Source organism: Enterococcus sp. DIV2384, assembly GCF_050534975.1.
In the GTDB taxonomy this organism is placed as follows: Bacteria; Bacillota; Bacilli; order Lactobacillales; family Enterococcaceae; genus Enterococcus; species Enterococcus faecalis.
The window spans coordinates 2,562,441-2,578,787 of record NZ_CP172905.1 but is presented as its reverse complement, the minus strand read 5'-3'; the positions used below and the strand labels follow the sequence as shown (position 1 = coordinate 2,578,787).

Annotated in this window: 15 protein-coding genes; 12 read left to right on the top strand and 3 right to left on the bottom strand. The window is 42.2% G+C overall.

What is annotated here, in order from left to right; all coding sequences use genetic code 11:
• Positions 1–29 precede the first annotated feature (29 nt).
• The 9 genes from IGK54_RS12340 (at position 30) to pepG1 (IGK54_RS12300) (ending at position 9,137) form a co-directional block, all read left to right on the top strand.
• Complete coding sequence (locus IGK54_RS12340) at positions 30–827, top strand: TIGR00282 family metallophosphoesterase (protein ID WP_002354864.1); 798 nt, start codon at positions 30–32, stop codon at positions 825–827.
• A gap of 73 nt (positions 828–900) precedes the next feature.
• The gene (locus IGK54_RS12335) at positions 901–1,287 is read left to right on the top strand and encodes a RicAFT regulatory complex protein RicA family protein (protein ID WP_002359008.1); all 387 of its coding nucleotides are present in this window, start codon (positions 901–903) and stop codon (positions 1,285–1,287) included.
• Positions 1,288–3,864: a DNA mismatch repair protein MutS gene (gene mutS, locus IGK54_RS12330; protein ID WP_131639181.1), complete on the top strand. Its 2,577-nt coding sequence runs from the start codon at positions 1,288–1,290 to the stop codon at positions 3,862–3,864. It abuts the gene before it with no gap.
• Positions 3,865–3,895: 31 nt separating this feature from the next.
• Positions 3,896–6,028 (top strand): DNA mismatch repair endonuclease MutL, encoded by a 2,133-nt coding sequence (mutL, locus tag IGK54_RS12325; protein WP_142957075.1) that lies wholly within the window; start codon positions 3,896–3,898, stop codon positions 6,026–6,028.
• A 24-nt stretch (positions 6,029–6,052) separates the two neighbouring features.
• Positions 6,053–6,607 carry a Maf family protein gene (locus tag IGK54_RS12320; RefSeq protein WP_002354869.1) on the top strand — a complete coding sequence of 185 codons (555 nt, stop codon included), beginning with the start codon at positions 6,053–6,055 and terminating at the stop codon, positions 6,605–6,607.
• A gap of 132 nt (positions 6,608–6,739) precedes the next feature.
• Positions 6,740–7,177: a peptide-methionine (R)-S-oxide reductase MsrB gene (gene msrB, locus IGK54_RS12315; RefSeq protein ID WP_002354871.1), complete on the top strand. Its 438-nt coding sequence runs from the start codon at positions 6,740–6,742 to the stop codon at positions 7,175–7,177.
• Positions 7,178–7,351: 174 nt separating this feature from the next.
• Positions 7,352–8,323 carry a ribose-phosphate diphosphokinase gene (locus IGK54_RS12310; RefSeq protein ID WP_002381060.1) on the top strand — a complete coding sequence of 324 codons (972 nt, stop codon included), beginning with the start codon at positions 7,352–7,354 and terminating at the stop codon, positions 8,321–8,323.
• Positions 8,324–8,554: 231 nt separating this feature from the next.
• Positions 8,555–8,698, top strand: a complete 144-nt coding sequence (gene pepG1, locus IGK54_RS12305) for a type I toxin-antitoxin system toxin PepG1 (RefSeq protein ID WP_202497224.1) — start codon at positions 8,555–8,557, stop codon at positions 8,696–8,698.
• A gap of 295 nt (positions 8,699–8,993) precedes the next feature.
• Positions 8,994–9,137 carry a type I toxin-antitoxin system toxin PepG1 gene (gene pepG1 / locus IGK54_RS12300; protein ID WP_002392696.1) on the top strand — a complete coding sequence of 48 codons (144 nt, stop codon included), beginning with the start codon at positions 8,994–8,996 and terminating at the stop codon, positions 9,135–9,137.
• 367 nt (positions 9,138–9,504) lie between these two features.
• Here the strand turns inward: pepG1 (IGK54_RS12300) and pgmB are convergent, their stop codons facing one another.
• A complete protein-coding gene (gene pgmB, locus IGK54_RS12295; RefSeq protein WP_430603056.1) occupies positions 9,505–10,155 on the bottom strand; it encodes a beta-phosphoglucomutase in 651 nt (216 codons plus the stop codon).
• 14 nt (positions 10,156–10,169) lie between these two features.
• On the bottom strand, positions 10,170–12,914 hold the full coding sequence (locus IGK54_RS12290; RefSeq protein ID WP_430603054.1) for a glycoside hydrolase family 65 protein: 2,745 nt from the start codon (positions 12,912–12,914) through the stop codon (positions 10,170–10,172).
• A gap of 261 nt (positions 12,915–13,175) precedes the next feature.
• Between IGK54_RS12290 and treR the strand changes: the two genes are divergently transcribed.
• From treR to IGK54_RS12275, 3 genes are all read left to right on the top strand, one after another.
• Positions 13,176–13,889, top strand: a complete 714-nt coding sequence (gene treR, locus IGK54_RS12285; RefSeq protein WP_002354877.1) for a trehalose operon repressor — start codon at positions 13,176–13,178, stop codon at positions 13,887–13,889.
• Positions 13,890–14,289: 400 nt separating this feature from the next.
• On the top strand, positions 14,290–14,988 hold the full coding sequence (locus IGK54_RS12280; RefSeq protein WP_430603375.1) for a WxL domain-containing protein: 699 nt from the start codon (positions 14,290–14,292) through the stop codon (positions 14,986–14,988).
• A gap of 96 nt (positions 14,989–15,084) precedes the next feature.
• Entirely contained in the window at positions 15,085–15,801 is a 717-nt protein-coding gene (locus IGK54_RS12275) for a WxL domain-containing protein (RefSeq protein ID WP_430603052.1), read from the top strand.
• Positions 15,802–15,841: 40 nt separating this feature from the next.
• Here the strand turns inward: IGK54_RS12275 and mscL are convergent, their stop codons facing one another.
• On the bottom strand, positions 15,842–16,288 hold the full coding sequence (gene mscL / locus IGK54_RS12270) for a large conductance mechanosensitive channel protein MscL (RefSeq protein WP_033919012.1): 447 nt from the start codon (positions 16,286–16,288) through the stop codon (positions 15,842–15,844).
• Between the last annotated feature and the right edge of the window lie 59 nt (positions 16,289–16,347).

Here is a 16,347-nt window from a genome sequence, read left to right as displayed (position 1 = left end):
GAGATGTTAAAAAGAGAAGAGGAACCTTTTTGCGTATATTATTTATAGGAGATGTTGTCGGTTCTTTAGGAAGAGAAGCCTTAGCAACGTATGTCCCTAAATTAAAGAAGAAATATCGTCCACAAGTGACCATTGCCAATGGTGAAAATGCGGCATCTGGTCGAGGAATTACTGGCAAGATTTATAAGAAATTTTTGCAAGATGGTGTCGATGTTGTTACGATGGGTAACCATACGTGGGACAACAAGGATATCTTTGAATTCATTGATGATGCGAAGAAAATGGTTCGTCCAGCGAACTTTCCAGAAGATGTGCCTGGTCAAGGAATGGTTTTTGTGAAAGTCAATCAATTGGAACTAGCGGTGATTAATTTACAGGCCCGCACATTTATGGTGCCATTGGAAGATCCTTTCAAGAAAGCCGCCGAGCTAGTGGCTATCGCTCGCAAACGGACACCGCTCATTTTTGTGGATTTTCATGGCGAAACGACGAGCGAAAAACAAGCCATGAGCTGGTTTTTAGATGGCCAAGTTTCAGCCGTTGTTGGAACACATACGCATGTTCAAACAAATGATGCTCGGATTTTACCGAAAGGGACAGCCTTCTTAAGTGATGTCGGTATGACTGGACCTTATGATGGGATTTTAGGAATGAAGCGTGAACCGATTATTGAGAAGTTTATGACAGCATTGCCGAAGCGCTTTGAGGTAGTCGAAACAGGGCGGACAATTTTATCTGCCTGTATTTTAGAGATTGATGACCAAACGGGCCAAGCGAAGATGATTGAGCCGATTCAGATTAGTGAAGATCGCCCGTTTCAAGAATAATAGAAGAAAAGTTAATCTCGGATCATTAAGAGGTTAACTTTTTCTGCTCTTATAGAAAAAGTGCCGGTGAAAGATGAAGGTGAAAAAAATGGAGCCGTTGAATTTAGATGCACAAAGTAATAAAGAATTAGAAAAATTGTTACATTTAATTGGACAAGATGAAGTCATTCAGCGCTACCAAGCGATTGAAGAAAAGGTAAAGAAAAACAAAAAGCTGACAGAATTAGTGGAAGAAATTAAAGCTGCGCAAAAAGATGCGGTTCAATTTGCTCACTATGGCAAACCAACTGCTGAAAAAGAAGCCATTCAACGAGCTGATGCGAAAACAAAAGAATTTGATGAGCACCCACTCGTTGTAGCCTACCGCGAACAACTGATCGAAGCCAATGACTTAGTCCAACATGTCACGGCGCTCATTCAATACCGCGTGAACGAAGAGCTAGAGAAGGAAGGGAATTAAATGCCACAAAAGACAAAAAATACACCCATGATGGAACAATATTTATCCATTAAGGCCCAATACAAGGATGCGTTTTTATTTTATCGCTTAGGTGATTTTTATGAATTATTTTATGAAGATGCTATCAATGCAGCGCAAATCTTAGAATTGACGTTAACCAGTCGTAACCGCAATGCGGATGATCCGATTCCTATGTGTGGCGTTCCTTATCATGCCGCGCAAGGCTATATTGATACGTTGATTGAGCAAGGCTATAAAGTAGCGATTTGTGAGCAAGTGGAAGATCCAAAGACTACCAAGGGCATGGTCAAACGAGAAGTGGTCCAGTTGGTAACGCCAGGAACGGTGATGAATAGTAAAGGCTTGGAAGCCAAAGACAATAATTACTTAACCGCTGTGCTAACAGATGGTAATCAGTTCGGTTTTGCCTATGTAGATTTGAGTACAGGCGAATTAAAAACAGCAGTCTTGGCTGATGAAGAGGGCGTTTTAAACGAAGCTTCTGCGTTGCAAACAAAAGAAATGGTCCTAGGTTCAGGGATTCCTGAATCGTTAAAAGAGAACTTAAGTTTACGTTTAAATATCATCTTTTCGACACAAGAAACGGTGGAAGAAAATGCCGAGTTTAGTTTTTTAACCAATGAACTGATTAATCCATTAGAAATTGAAATTACAGGCAAATTATTATCTTATTTATCCGTTACCCAAAAGCGGAGCTTGTCCCATATTCAGAAAGCTGTGGAATATCAGCCAGATCATTTCTTGAAAATGGATCATTATTCTAAATTCAATTTAGAATTGAGTCAGTCGATTCGAACAGGACAGAAAAAAGGGACTCTATTGTGGCTATTAGATGAAACGAAAACAGCTATGGGCGGCCGTTTGTTGAAACAATGGTTGGATCGTCCGCTGATTCAGGAACGTCAAATTAAGGCGCGTCAAGAAATGGTGCAATCCTTATTAAATGCCTATTTTGAACGCTTAGATTTGCAAGCAGCATTGACGAACGTTTATGATTTAGAGCGGTTAGCAGGACGCGTGGCATTCGGCAGTGTGAATGGGCGTGATTTAATTCAATTACGGACCTCTTTAGAACAAGTACCAACGATTCGACAGTTAATTGTCGGGATCAATCAAGGGGAATGGGATGATTTGTTAGTCGACTTAAACCCCGTTGAAGATTTAGTGGCATTGATTGCGACGGCGATTAATGAAGAAGCCCCTTTACAAATTACTGAAGGAAACGTTATTAAGGACGGCTATAACGACCAATTAGATGAATACCGTGATGCCATGCGCAATGGTAAGCAATGGTTAGCGGAGTTAGAAGCGAAAGAACGCCAAGAAACAGGGATTAAAAACTTGAAGATTGGCTACAATCGGGTCTTTGGTTATTTCATTGAAATCACTAAGTCAAATTTAGCGAATTTAGAAGAAGGAAAATACGAGCGTAAGCAAACATTAGCTAATGCGGAGCGCTTTATTACGCCCGAACTAAAAGAACTAGAACGTTTAATCTTAGAAGCTGAAGAAAAATCAGTTGAACTAGAATATCAATTGTTCTTGGCCGTGAGAGAACAAGTGAAAACGAACATTGATCGGTTGCAAACACTGGCTAAAACCATTAGTGCGGTTGATGTTTTACAATCTTTTGCAACAATTAGTGAACGGTATCAATACGTTCGACCAACGTTAAGAAGTAACACGAAAAATTTGGCGATTGTCGAAGGACGACACCCAGTCGTGGAAAAAGTTTTAGGGCATCAAGAATACATTCCAAACAGTATCCGCATGAACCCAGAAACAGATATTCTCTTGATTACTGGACCAAACATGTCAGGGAAAAGTACCTACATGCGTCAATTGGCTTTGACGGTGGTCATGGCGCAAATTGGCTGTTTTGTACCAGCGGAAAGTGCTGAAATGCCAATTTTCGATCAAATTTTTACACGGATTGGGGCCTCTGATGATCTAATTGCAGGGCAAAGTACCTTTATGGTAGAAATGATGGAAGCCAACCAAGCACTGCGGCACGCCACGCCTAACAGCCTAATTTTATTTGATGAATTAGGACGCGGCACGGCAACCTATGATGGAATGGCGCTAGCGCAAGCCATCATTGAATATATCCATCGTGAAGTACAAGCCAAAACGCTATTCTCTACACATTATCATGAACTAACTGTTCTAGATGAGACCTTAACAGGCTTGAAGAATATTCACGTGGGCGCTGTCGAAAAAGATGGCGAAGTGGTCTTTCTTCATAAAATGATGGAAGGACCTGCTGATAAGAGCTATGGGATACATGTTGCTAAAATCGCTGGTTTACCAAGCCCGCTTTTAGAACGAGCAGCCACCATTTTATCCGCTTTAGAAGCGGAAGAAACAACGATTCCAAGTTCAGTTCATCATGAAGAAGTTTCAGAAGTCCATGAAGAAACCGAGCAACTTTCATTATTTAAAGAAGTTTCAACAGAAGAATTAAGTGTCATTGACACATTGAAGAAAATGAATCTATTAGAAATGACACCACTAGATGCGTTAAACATGCTTCATCAATTGCAAAAACGTATCTAATTAGGAACCGAACCGGTTAGGAGGTCGTGAAATGGGGAAAATTCAAGAACTATCCGAACAACTAGCCAACCAGATTGCTGCTGGTGAAGTTGTTGAACGTCCCGCTTCTGTCGTCAAAGAATTGGTGGAAAATGCACTGGATGCAGGAAGCACCCAAATTGATATTTTTATTGAAGAAGCTGGCTTGAAAACCATTCAAATTATTGATAATGGTGAAGGAATTGCCAAAGAAGATGTACTGAATGCCTTCAAACGCCATGCCACAAGCAAAATTCATACAAGAGATGATTTGTTCCGAATTCGCAGCTTGGGGTTCCGAGGCGAAGCCTTACCAAGTATTGCCTCAGTTTCTGAAATGATTGTCGAAACTGCCACAGCTGAGGAAGAAGAAGGCAGCTATGTGATTCTAAAAGGGGGCAAGGTCGAAGAAAACCGACCAGCAGCCCTCCGTAAAGGCACAAAAATGACCGTTTCTAATTTATTTTATAATACGCCCGCTCGTTTGAAATACGTCAAAACGATCCAAACGGAATTGGCCAATATCGGTGACATTGTCAATCGTCTGGCGTTAAGTCACCCTAAAGTCGCTTTTCGCTTAGTTCATGACGGCCACAAAATGATGAGTACAACAGGCAATGGCGATTTAAAACAAACGATTGCGGGGATTTATGGCATTAGCACCGCAAAGAAAATGTTGAAAATTGAAGGAAAAGACCTTGATTTTACTTTGACAGGGTATGTCTCATTGCCAGAAGTCACACGGGCCAGCCGTAACTATTTATCAACGATTATCAATGGTCGTTATATTAAAAATTTCGCGTTAAATAAAGCAATTGTAGCCGGCTATGGTTCGAAACTAATGGTGGGGCGTTTTCCAATTGCTGTGTTAGAAATTGAAATGGATCCGCTATTAGTCGATGTCAATGTCCATCCTACTAAGCAAGAAGTTCGTTTAAGTAAAGAAAAAGATTTAATGGCATTAATTGAACAGGCGATTCAAGAAGTGTTGAGCCAAGAACAGTTGATTCCCAATGCGGCAGACAATTTGCGTTTTAAAAAGAAACTACCGCCAGAACCTAAAGCCGAACAAATGGAAATTCCTTTATCGACTGAACAACCTGCGGTAAAACAACGACCGGGCAGCTTAAGCTATAATCCCGCAACAGGCCGCTTCTATGCGGAACATGCGACAGACGAAACACCAGCCTCAAGCGCCCCTGAATCTGTCAACCAGACAGAAAGAGCAGTGGACCCAATGGACGATCCATTTGCGCCGCCAGTGCCAGAATCAACGAGTGTAGCGGAAGAAACGTCAGCTTACGAAACCTCTTCGGCAGCTGCTGATTCCGCAAATCATTGGGAAACAGCTAGTAATGAGCAACAGGTAATAGCCGAAGAAACGAAAATAACTGAAGTGCCTGATTCAGAACCTTCTCTGCGTTCATCAGAGGCTGCTGACGAGGTTTTCCAAGAAGAAATGAAACTTCACCCAGAATTCGATGCCAATAGCGCTGCGAGTCAAAGAGAACTGAAACAAGCCCTGAATAAGTTGGAAGAAGAACGACCAACAGAACGCTTTCCTGAGCTAGAATACTTCGGTCAAATGCACGGAACTTATTTATTCGCACAAAGCAAAGATGGCCTGTTTATTATCGACCAACACGCTGCCCAAGAACGAATTAAATACGAGTACTTCCGTGAAAAAATTGGCGAAGTCAGTGATGATTTACAAGAACTATTGGTACCAATCGTTATTGATTATCCAAATAGCGATGCCTTGAAAATTAAAGAGCAGAAAGAAACCCTTGCGGAAGTCGGCATCCATTTGGAAGACTTTGGACAAAATAGTTTCATTGTGCGGGCGCACCCAACTTGGTATCCTGCAGGCGAAGAGGAAAGCATTGTTCGCGAGATGATTGACATGTTGCTAACAACTGGCTCGGTCAGCGTGAAAAAATTCCGTGAAGCAACTGCCATTATGATGAGCTGTAAGCGATCCATCAAAGCCAATCATTACCTCAATGAGCAACAAGCACGCGTGCTATTAAAAGATTTAGCCTTGTGCGAAAATCCGTTTAATTGTCCGCATGGACGTCCGGTGCTGATTCATTTTACGAATTCAGATATGGAACGAATGTTTAAACGCATTCAAGACCCCCATTAAAAAGAAACGAGGCGTCATCATTTTATGCAAATTATTTTAGCATCCCAATCTCCTCGCCGTCAGGAGTTATTAAAGCGTGTGGTTCCAACTTTTACGATTGCACCAGCCGATATCGATGAAACTGTTGGCAAAGACGGCTTACCAGCAGAATATGTGGCGCAAATGGCTGCCCAAAAAGCAGCGGCTATAGCAGAACAATCCCCCGAAGCACTAGTCATTGGCTGCGATACAATTGTGGCATTGGCGGGAGAAATCCTCGGCAAACCGACTTCTCGGGAAGACGGTTATCGCATGTTGCGCCTCCTAAGTGGCAAAACACATGACGTGTATACAAGTGTGACGTTGAAACAAGGGGAAAAAGAGCGCTCCGCGACAGTTCATTCAACCGTGACGTTTTATCCACTGACAGACACGGAAATCCATGCTTACTTAGACACCGCAGAATATGCCGACAAAGCAGGCGCTTATGGTATCCAAGGACAAGGAGCATTACTAATTGAAGCAATCGCCGGCGATTATTACGCCATTATGGGTTTACCAATTGCCAAAGTAGCCCGACTACTAAAAGAATTCAACTAATAAAAGACAGTCCTTTTCATTCGTCAAAAAGAGAAAGGACTGTCTTTTACTATGCAAACTATTAGGTGCCTGTTTGGCAAACGTGGTATCATTGAACCCAATAAATTGAACAGAAGAAAAGGAGTGGACAGAATGACAAAACCAACAGAAGAAGAATTAAAACAAACCTTGACGGATCTTCAATATGCCGTCACACAAGAAAACGCAACAGAGCGCCCTTTTTCAGGAGAATATGATGACTTTTACCAAGACGGAATCTATGTAGACATTGTTAGTGGCGAGCCGTTGTTTAGCTCCTTGGACAAATACGATGCTGGTTGTGGCTGGCCATCCTTTACCAAACCAATTGAAAAACGTGGCGTCAAAGAAAAAGCTGATTTTAGTCACGGCATGCACCGAGTAGAAGTTCGCAGTCAAGAAGCGGATTCACATTTAGGGCATGTTTTCACTGATGGCCCACTCCAAGAAGGTGGCTTACGTTATTGCATTAATGCGGCAGCTTTGAGATTTGTGCCAGTGGCAGATTTAGAAAAAGAAGGCTATGGCGAGTACCTTTCTTTATTCAAATAATCCTCATTTTTTAGACAAATACGATAAAATAGTTAGAAGAAAGCGACTTTTGATGAATATCTTGTATGAAATACAGAAAATCTCTTGATTTATTTGGCTAGGACTACTATTATTTTAGAAGGAAAGTATTGTTCAGTTTTAACGAATTGGCTGAAATAGAAAGTGGAGGTTCTAATGTCGAAACATTATTTTGATCCAAGATTGAAAATCTTTTCTTTGAACTCTAATCGTCCCTTAGCAGAAAAAATTGCGGATGCTGTGGGTGTGGAGCTAGGAAAGTGCTCTGTAACACAATTTAGTGATGGCGAAATTCAAGTGAATATTGAAGAAAGTATTCGTGGTGCACATGTTTACGTCATTCAATCAACAAGTAGCCCTGTTAACGATAACTTAATGGAACTATTAATCATGATTGATGCGTTAAAACGTGCGAGTGCTAAAACAATTAACGTGGTTATGCCTTATTATGGGTATGCACGTCAAGACCGTAAAGCACGTGCCCGGGAACCAATCACTGCTAAACTTGTTGCAAACATGATTGAAAAAGCTGGTGCAACAAGAATGTTGACATTGGACTTACATGCGGTCCAAATTCAAGGATTCTTTGATATTCCAGTGGATCATTTGATGGGTGCACCATTAATTGCCGATTACTTCATCGAACACGGCATTCAAGGCGATGACGTCGTTGTTGTTTCCCCTGACCATGGTGGTGTAACGCGTGCGCGTAAATTGGCAGAATTCTTAAAAGCACCAATTGCGATCATTGACAAACGTCGTCCAAAAGCGAACGTAGCAGAAGTAATGAATATCATTGGTCATGTGGAAGGCAAAACATGTGTCTTAATTGATGACATGATTGACACAGCGGGGACAATTTCTCTTGCTGCAAACGCATTGAAAGAAGCCGGAGCAAAAGACGTTTACGCTTCTTGTACACATCCCGTTTTATCAGGACCAGCCTTACAACGTATTGAAGATTCAGCAATTGAACGCTTAGTTGTAACAGACTCTATTTACCTATCTGATGATCGTAAAATTGCTAAAATTGACGAAGTCAGCGTTGGTGAATTAATCGGAGATGCGATTAAACGTATCCACGAAAACAAACCAGTTAGTCCGTTATTTGAAACAAAAAATAAATAATTATAAAAACCGCCCACATCATTTTTCTGATGTGGGCGGGTTTTTTCTCTAAATCATTTTATCTAAAAATATATTGTAACCTGAATATTTATTAGGCATTCATGATATACGATAAGTGTAGAGAAGTTAAGGCGGAGGCAAGCGCAAAGGAACATGCGCTTTGCGACGAGCATCGCAACAAAGTGAGAAGCGTAGGAGCAGAGACTTTCCCCTTTCGGTGAGGTGGTGCGTATGAGCGTACTTCCAAAATTTACAGAAAGGAGAGGCCTGTTGTCAGCATATGAAACAATTCAGACGATCCTAGGGTTTGGTATGTTTAGCATTGCTTTGATTGCACTGATTGTGAAATTGCTTAAAAATGACAATAAAAAATAACCGTCTACTTTGACCAGTACGGTTATTTTTAAATAATACAATCGGTCACCGTCTTAAACGGCTCTGCATCAGAGAGGTATGTTGAAGCATATCTCTCTTTTCATTTTCATTATAGCACATTTCCCTAAAAAAATATATTTAAAACTAATTATTTTTTAGTTTCACATGGTATAATCTAAGTGTAGAGAAGTTAAGGCGGAGGCAAGCGCAAAGGAACATGCGCTTTGCGACGAGCATCGCAACAAAGTGAGAAGCGTAGGAGCAGAGACTTTCCTCTTTCGGTGAGGTGGTGCGTATGAGCGTACTTCCAAAATTTACAGAAAGGAGAGGCCTTTTGTCAGCATATGAAACAATTCAGACGATCCTAGGGTTTGGTATGTTTACCATTGCTTTGATTGCGCTGATTGTGAAATTGCTTAAAAATGACAATAAAAAATAACCGTCTACTTTGACTGGTACGGTTATTTTTTATAACTAAATCGGTCACCGTCTTAAACGGCTCTACATCAGAGAGGTATGTTGACGCATATCTCTCTTTTCGTTTTCATTATAGCACATTTTCCCGAAAAGTACGAATAAATTTAGCGTTAATCCGTGAAATCCTAAAAGCTGTTAAAAATGACAATAAAAAATAACCGTCTACTTTGACCAGTACGGTTATTTTTAAATAATACAATCGGTCACCGTCTCAAACGGCTCTACACTAGAGAGGTATGTTGACGCATCTCTCTCTTTTCATCTACATTCTAGCATAGATACAATGTAGATGAAAAGAGGTGCCTGCTGCTAAAGGTTCTTGTCCTTCTTTAGCGATTGAGCAGTGCATCAACGTTTAGTTCAGTCATTTCAGAGACTTGTATGTCGGCTCCGAGTAAGGATTGGTTGGCCGACAAGCCGACGGCATAGATGCCTGCGGCTTTCAAGCCGTCAATGCCTGATTGTGCATCTTCAAAGCCAATGGCGTTTTGCGGTAGCACGCCAATACTGTCAGCGGCGGCTAAAAAGATTTCAGGATCAGGTTTGCCTTTGCTTAATGAGTCGGGATCGACAATTGTGGCGAAGTACGCGCGCACGCCTAATTTTTCCAAAATCAGGGGCGCGTTTTTTGAAGCCGAAGCCACGGCACAGGGAATGTGACGTGCTTGGGCTTGCTGTAGCAATGGCACGACACCAGGTAAAACATCTTCTGTTGTTAAATGTTCTAATAATTGAACGTAGTGATCATTTTTTTGCTGAGCTAAGGCTTCTTTTTCTGCTGGAGTAAACGCATTTTCACGGTGGCCATGGGCTAAAATGCGGTCCAAGGAATCCATCCGACTAATGCCTTTTAATGTTTCGTTGAAGGTTTCGTCAATGGGAATACCTAGCGAATCGGCCAACGCTTTCCAAGCTTGATAATGAAATTTGGCGGTGTCAGTAATGACACCATCCAAATCAAAAATAAATCCAATCGTCATTGTGGTTCGCTCCTTTATTGATAATGTACTTCTTTTGGTCGTTCGGCGGTTAACGGAATCAACGCGCCCTGAACCAATAATTGTGTGTCTTTATCTGCTGTAATCGTGACACTGGTTTGTGTTAATGAAAATTGGTACGTCACGCCTTGATGAATAAACTGGAAGGCCAGCGATTGCCAATGTTCAGGTAAGTTTGGACAAATTGATAACTCGTTCTGGCGCGTGTCAACGCCTGCATACGTCGCTAAAGTAACGTGGATCGTCGCAGCCATGACCCCTGTATGAATCCCTTCAGCGGTCGTGCCACCTTGAATGTCACGATAATCGGAATACAACGCTTCTTGATAAAGTTGCCAAGATAGCTCATGGAATTGCGCCATTTCTGCCAATTGGGCATGAACAATTCGTGACAAAGTCGAACCATGAGACGTCCGTTTTAGATAATACAAAAGATTTTTTTCCAAATAATCCGCAGGCAATTGATACCCTAAATCTTCTAAAATTTGATCCACCCGAGTTTTGTCTAAGTTGTAGAACAACATTAACGTGTCGGCTTGTTTCGCCACTTTGTAATCATCGGGAGATTCTCCTTCGGCTTTTAAAATTCGATCCATGCGGTAAATATTGCCGTATTTCTCTTTCATCGCCGCCCAGTCAATCTCTTTTAAGCCGAAATACCCTTCATATTGCGCAATAATGCCGTCAGAATTAACTTCAATTTCCAGTGAATTTTGAATTTGCTGCATGCGGGCTAGATCAGCCGAAGAGGTCTGAGTTTTGGCAAAAAGTTGTGCCTGTTCTTCCTCAGAGAAAAGTGCCAAAATGTTGGTTAATTCTTCGAATAGCCAAACCACCATCAAATTCGTATAGGCGTTGTTTTTCAAGCCGCTTTCCGCTTGGTCTGGATAGCCCTCGTGAAACTCATCAGGTCCCATCACTTTATCAATAAAGAACCGTCCTGTTGCGTCATCTAACGTCGCAGCGCTGTTCCAAAATTGAGCGATTTCTAACAACATTTCGCCGCCATATTGTTTCATAAATTCATGATCCTGTGTACTATGCCAATACAACCAAGCATTGTAAGCAATCGCCAAGGAAACATGCCGTTGCAGAATACTATGATCCTCGCCCCAATGTCCATTCAACGGATTTAAGTGAAGTTTTTGCGTGGTTTCACGCCCATCACGCCCTGATTGCCACGGATACATTGCGCCACGATACTGGCTGGCCGCCGCATTTTCCTTCGCCTTCTCTAATCGGTGGTAGCGATACAGCAACAATTGTTTCGCTGTGTCAGGATAATGTTGAATATAAAAAGGTAAAATAAAAATTTCATCCCAGAAAATATGTCCACGATACGCTTCACCATGCAAGCCTCGGGCGGTAATCGAGACGTCCAATGCTTGCGCTTGGTTACTAAAAGGCGAAGCCGAAGCCAGCAAGTGATAACTGTGAATCCGTAAAAGTTTTTGAGACATCAAATCGCCTGTCACGGTAATGTTGGCTTGTTGCCAAAGGGTTTGCCAAGCGCGGGCGCTTTCCTGAGCGGCGGCCGCAAAAGAGTCCTTCGGCGTAAACGGCACCTGCCAACTTTGTTCGGCGTGGCTGGCTTGCACAAAGACTTGCTTTTCTAGCGTATAGCGCGTTCCTTGGTGCGCCATCACGGTCACCACTTGGGCGATTTTCTCCGCTTCTTCTTGAATCGTAATGGCTTCTTTTTCAAAAAAATCACCAGTTATCAAGGCCGTTTCTCGGACGCTCAAGTTGGATTGATTGGTACAAACCTCAATCACGGTTTTGTTTTCCTGCGCGCTTAATGCTGTCACCTGAAAATGTTTCGCTGTTAAGTTACGATACCGCGCCACGTTATAGTTGTAGACACTGCCATCCGTGACGGTTTTCAAAGTAATCGGGGCTGAAAAGTTTAACGGCTCAAACGTATATTGCAGATGATAGTCATTCGGCTGTGCCATATTGGCGATTTTTTTCGTCGTTAATTTAATTTGCTGATTGTCCGCATCTTTCAAAATCATTTCTGCGACAAACAATCCCGTTTTCAAGTTCAATTGACGGTGTAATTGTTGTAGCGTGTCTGGGGAAATCGTTAACCAGTCAGTGGCATCGCCAATTTTTAAAGCGATGTGTTGGTTGTCAGGAGCATTGACGAAATCTTCATTTTCCACTACTTGACCCGCAACTTCCGAAGCCGCTGTATTATAAAGTCCCGCAATGTAGGTCGCTGGATAATGATCATCAGAAATCGTCATCTCAGGTGTCGTGCCGCGCAAGCCTAAAAAGCCATTGCCGACAGTTAACAGGGACTCCACCGCATATTCATTTTTCCCAGGCACGTAGCCATAATAGTCCAAATGCCAAGCCAGATACTGCCGTTTTTCTTCAAATGCTTCTAGCAGATTCGGTGCCGCCGCTTGTTCGGCTGCCGTTAAAAGTGGCGTGTTCAACTGTTCCGCGAATGCTTGAATCACCGCTTGCGGAACCAGCGCCAACGTTTCCTCTGGCGAAAAGAAGTCCGCTGGGAAATCAGCCACAATCCCCCCCAGAATCGGTGCCGCCTCTGCCAAAATCAATTGGCACAGTTCAGGAACCGTTTCTTCGATAGTCAAGGCTTCAAAAGGGAATGTTTTTTGGTGAAGCGGTTCCAATTTATGGTTAAAAAAAGTCGTCGTTAGTTGGTTCGTTGCGAATGTTAATTCTAAAATGGTCATGTTTGGCGCCTCCTTGTGAACTTGTATAGACATGTTTCATTTGACTACAGTATAGTATGAACGAATCAGAATTACAAGGATTTTCCCCAGATTCTTGGGAAAAGTTTTCCAGAAGGGGCCTGTAACAGACTGCGCTGGGTCCGAAAAAAAGGCGGTCAAGCAGTGGTTTGGCTGGGGGAGTAAGTGGCGTAAGCAAGGCAGAAAGTGCGGGGGATTTTTCTGACCAGCTCTAGGTTTTTCGGAGGGAATATGCTATGCTTTTAGAAAAGAAATTGTTGGTAGAGGAGGATCGGCATGAACAAGTTTCATGACATATTTTTAGAATTAGAACAACAAATTGTCCAAGGCGACTATCAGCCAGGCGATTTATTACCTAGTGAAAATCAATTAGTGGAAACTTACAATGTTTCCCGTGAAACAATTCGGAAAGCCTTGAATTTACTGATTAACGCTGGCTACATTCAGAAAAAACAAGGCAAAGGCTCGATTGTGCTCAACTTTAAAAAGTTTAATTTTCCTATTTCAGGGGTGACCAGTTACAAGGAGTTACAACAAACGCAACATATTGAAAGTCATACTCATGTGGTTTCCTTAGAAGAAATTCCTGTGGAGCGCAACTTGGCTCAGTTGACTGGTTGGACGGAAGGGGCCCCTGTGTGGCGCTTAGTTCGGCAACGGGAGATTGAAGGGGAAGTCGATATTTTAGATATTGATTACTTGATTAAAGAGATTGTCCCAGAACTGCCGAAGCACCGTGCCGAAGATTCGATTTTCGATTATCTGGAAAACGACCTTGGCTTGGCGATTAGTTATGCCCAGAAAGAGATTACCGTGGAACCGCTCACAGAGATGGACAAGCAGCTGATTGGTGAAGTCGAAGGCAATCATGTCGTCGTGGTCCGTAGTATCATGAACTTGGAAGATACCCGCTGTTTTGGCTATACGGAATCTCGTCACCGCTTAAACAAATTTAAGTTTGTGGAATTCGCTCGTCGCCGTAAATTGTAAGTCTTCGTGACGAACAAATACAAAAACGGCTGTCATTAAATGAAAATTGACGGTTTTTTCGCAAGAACCGCCGGTAAATGTATAAGATTTTAGGAGAAAACGTCAAAAAGTAGAGGTACAACTCTTACTTTTTGACGTTTTCTCCTTGTTTTTTAAACGAATTTGACGAAAAAATCATTAAATAACATTTATAAATATCAAAAAGTGCTGAAATTAAAGCTTGAAATCAAGAGAAACGCTTGGTTTTAAAGGAATCATCAGTTTTTACGAATGGCTGTTAAATATTTAAAATTACGAAGAGGGCAGATTCTTGTATAATAAGGCTATAGCTTCGGAAGCGCAGAAAAAAGAACCGCGCGCTCTGGAAATTCATACAGTAAAAGGAGACGTACATATTATGATGAAAAAGAAAATGATGGCAAGTTTATTGGTTGGTAGCGCAGTGGTGGGCGCAAGTTTAGCACCCCTTTCGGCACAGGCGACTACGACAGGGAATACGCCAGTGCAGGTAGAGTTTGGTGGAGGGGTGTTGCCAGATCATGAGGATAATACGGGTGAAAATGTCGCCCCTGATCCGACGAAGCCAAATACAGATTTTGATTTACTAGTTATACCTAGAAACTTTAATTTTTCTCCTGTTAAAATTGGAGAGGATATCTCAGCTATCAAACTTGCGAGTAGTCTCACTAAAACTATCTATGTTGGAGATGTACGAGGCACCAAAGAAGGTTGGCATGTAACTGGTGAGATAACAGAAATGAAAAATGCTGAAGACTCATTATCCGGTGAAATTAATTTTGGGTTAACTCCTTATTATGCTCAGTATGATAGTACACTTCAAGGTTATACAGCAACTTCAACTTTGAACGGTGTGAATATTGTTGATGAGCCGACAGAGCCTATCTTTAGTGGAACAAACATGAAAATTGGTGGTGGTGCTGCTACCTTAATAACTGCTTCTGTTGGTAATGGACAAGGAACTTGGGCTAGTGGGTTTAATAATGTTTCATTAAACGTCACAACCCCAATGCAACAAATCAAAGCAGGTGCCTACACAGGCAACATCACCTGGAACCTCGTCGCAGGACCATCTATCTAAGCACAAGCAACAAAAAACAGAGGACGGACCATCAGCGGATAACTGCTGCTGGTCTGCCCTCTAATAATCATTCAATCGTAAAGGAGAAGAACACAAATGAAAAAGAAAATGATGGCAAGTTTATTAGTTGGTAGCGCAGTGGTTGGTGCTAGTTTAGCCCCACTTTCGGCACAGGCGACTACGACAGGGAATACGCCAGTCACAGCAACATTTGAAGGCGGCACGTTGCCAGACGGCAACGGCGATGCCAATACCGTTGATCCAGACCCGAATGGCTCAAACAGTAACTTTGATTTACTGTTTATTCCTCGCGAATTTAATTTTGGGAAATTATCAATTTCTGATGATTTAACGAAACCAATTCTTAACCAAAGAGACCCAGAAGCCGTCAACGGCCATACAGAAATGATTGGTGTCGGTGACGTACGCGGCGGCAAAGAAGGCTGGCATTTAACGGCCCAATCTAATGGCCTAAAATTAGGCACTGAAAGCTTACAAGGCAACATTAAAGTGGCGCTGATTACTCAACTTGATTTGGAATACGAGGCAACAAACAATAGCTATGTAGCTCTGACGACAGCCGTCTCTGCGCCAGAAGTCAGACCACAACTGGCTGCTCCGCAAAATTGGACCCTTGATTTAGGCGGGGAAGCCCAATTAATGGCTAACGCAGCAGCTGGTCAAGGCCAAGGATTATGGCAATTTTCACTGTTTAATACAGCTTTAAACATCACAACACCAGCCAACAATATTAAAGCAGGGGCCTACACAGGCAGTATCACGTGGAACCTCGTCGCCGGACCATCTGTGTAAGTCCAAACAAAAAAGTCATCCCCTTAGGATGACTTTTTGCTTATTTCTCTGTGAAAGTGCTGTCTGTTTTGACAGTTTCAGCAGGCGGTGTTTGCGCCGCTAATAAGTCGCGAATTTCTTTTAAGTAATCTTCGCTTGTTGGTACCACTTCTTCTGCCGCTTCTTCTTTTTTGCCGCGGTTTTTCATTTTGTTGGCCGCTTTGACAATCAAGAAGAGGACGAAGGCCGTAATTAAAAATGTAATAAGTGCACTAATCACGCTACCAATATTGAATTCAACGCCTTCGACTTTATAGACAAGGGCACCCAATGCATCGTCGGCGCTCTTTTTCCCAGTCGTCAAGACAAAAATCAGACTAATTAACGGGGTAATCAAGCCTTCCACCACTTGTGTCACAATCGCTGTAAACGCACTACCAATGACAACACCAACGGCTAGGTCTAAGACACTCCCGCGCATGATAAACTCTTTAAATTCTTTAATCATTCTTTTTTCCCTCCTCACTTTAAAAACAGTATACCGAATCTTCTTGAAAATTTGAACTG

Coding starts and splice junctions, on each gene's coding strand:
- IGK54_RS12335 (WP_002359008.1), top strand. CDS start 901: ATGAAGGTGAAAAAAATGGAGCCGTTGAATTTAGATGCACAAAGTAAT.
- mutS (WP_131639181.1), top strand. CDS start 1,288: ATGCCACAAAAGACAAAAAATACACCCATGATGGAACAATATTTATCC.
- mutL (WP_142957075.1), top strand. CDS start 3,896: ATGGGGAAAATTCAAGAACTATCCGAACAACTAGCCAACCAGATTGCT.
- IGK54_RS12320 (WP_002354869.1), top strand. CDS start 6,053: ATGCAAATTATTTTAGCATCCCAATCTCCTCGCCGTCAGGAGTTATTA.
- msrB (WP_002354871.1), top strand. CDS start 6,740: ATGACAAAACCAACAGAAGAAGAATTAAAACAAACCTTGACGGATCTT.
- IGK54_RS12310 (WP_002381060.1), top strand. CDS start 7,352: ATGTCGAAACATTATTTTGATCCAAGATTGAAAATCTTTTCTTTGAAC.
- pepG1 (WP_202497224.1), top strand. CDS start 8,555: ATGAGCGTACTTCCAAAATTTACAGAAAGGAGAGGCCTGTTGTCAGCA.
- pepG1 (WP_002392696.1), top strand. CDS start 8,994: ATGAGCGTACTTCCAAAATTTACAGAAAGGAGAGGCCTTTTGTCAGCA.
- pgmB (WP_430603056.1), bottom strand. CDS start 10,155: ATGACGATTGGATTTATTTTTGATTTGGATGGTGTCATTACTGACACC.
- IGK54_RS12290 (WP_430603054.1), bottom strand. CDS start 12,914: ATGTCTATACAAGTTCACAAGGAGGCGCCAAACATGACCATTTTAGAA.
- treR (WP_002354877.1), top strand. CDS start 13,176: ATGAACAAGTTTCATGACATATTTTTAGAATTAGAACAACAAATTGTC.
- IGK54_RS12280 (WP_430603375.1), top strand. CDS start 14,290: ATGAAAAAGAAAATGATGGCAAGTTTATTGGTTGGTAGCGCAGTGGTG.
- IGK54_RS12275 (WP_430603052.1), top strand. CDS start 15,085: ATGAAAAAGAAAATGATGGCAAGTTTATTAGTTGGTAGCGCAGTGGTT.
- mscL (WP_033919012.1), bottom strand. CDS start 16,288: ATGATTAAAGAATTTAAAGAGTTTATCATGCGCGGGAGTGTCTTAGAC.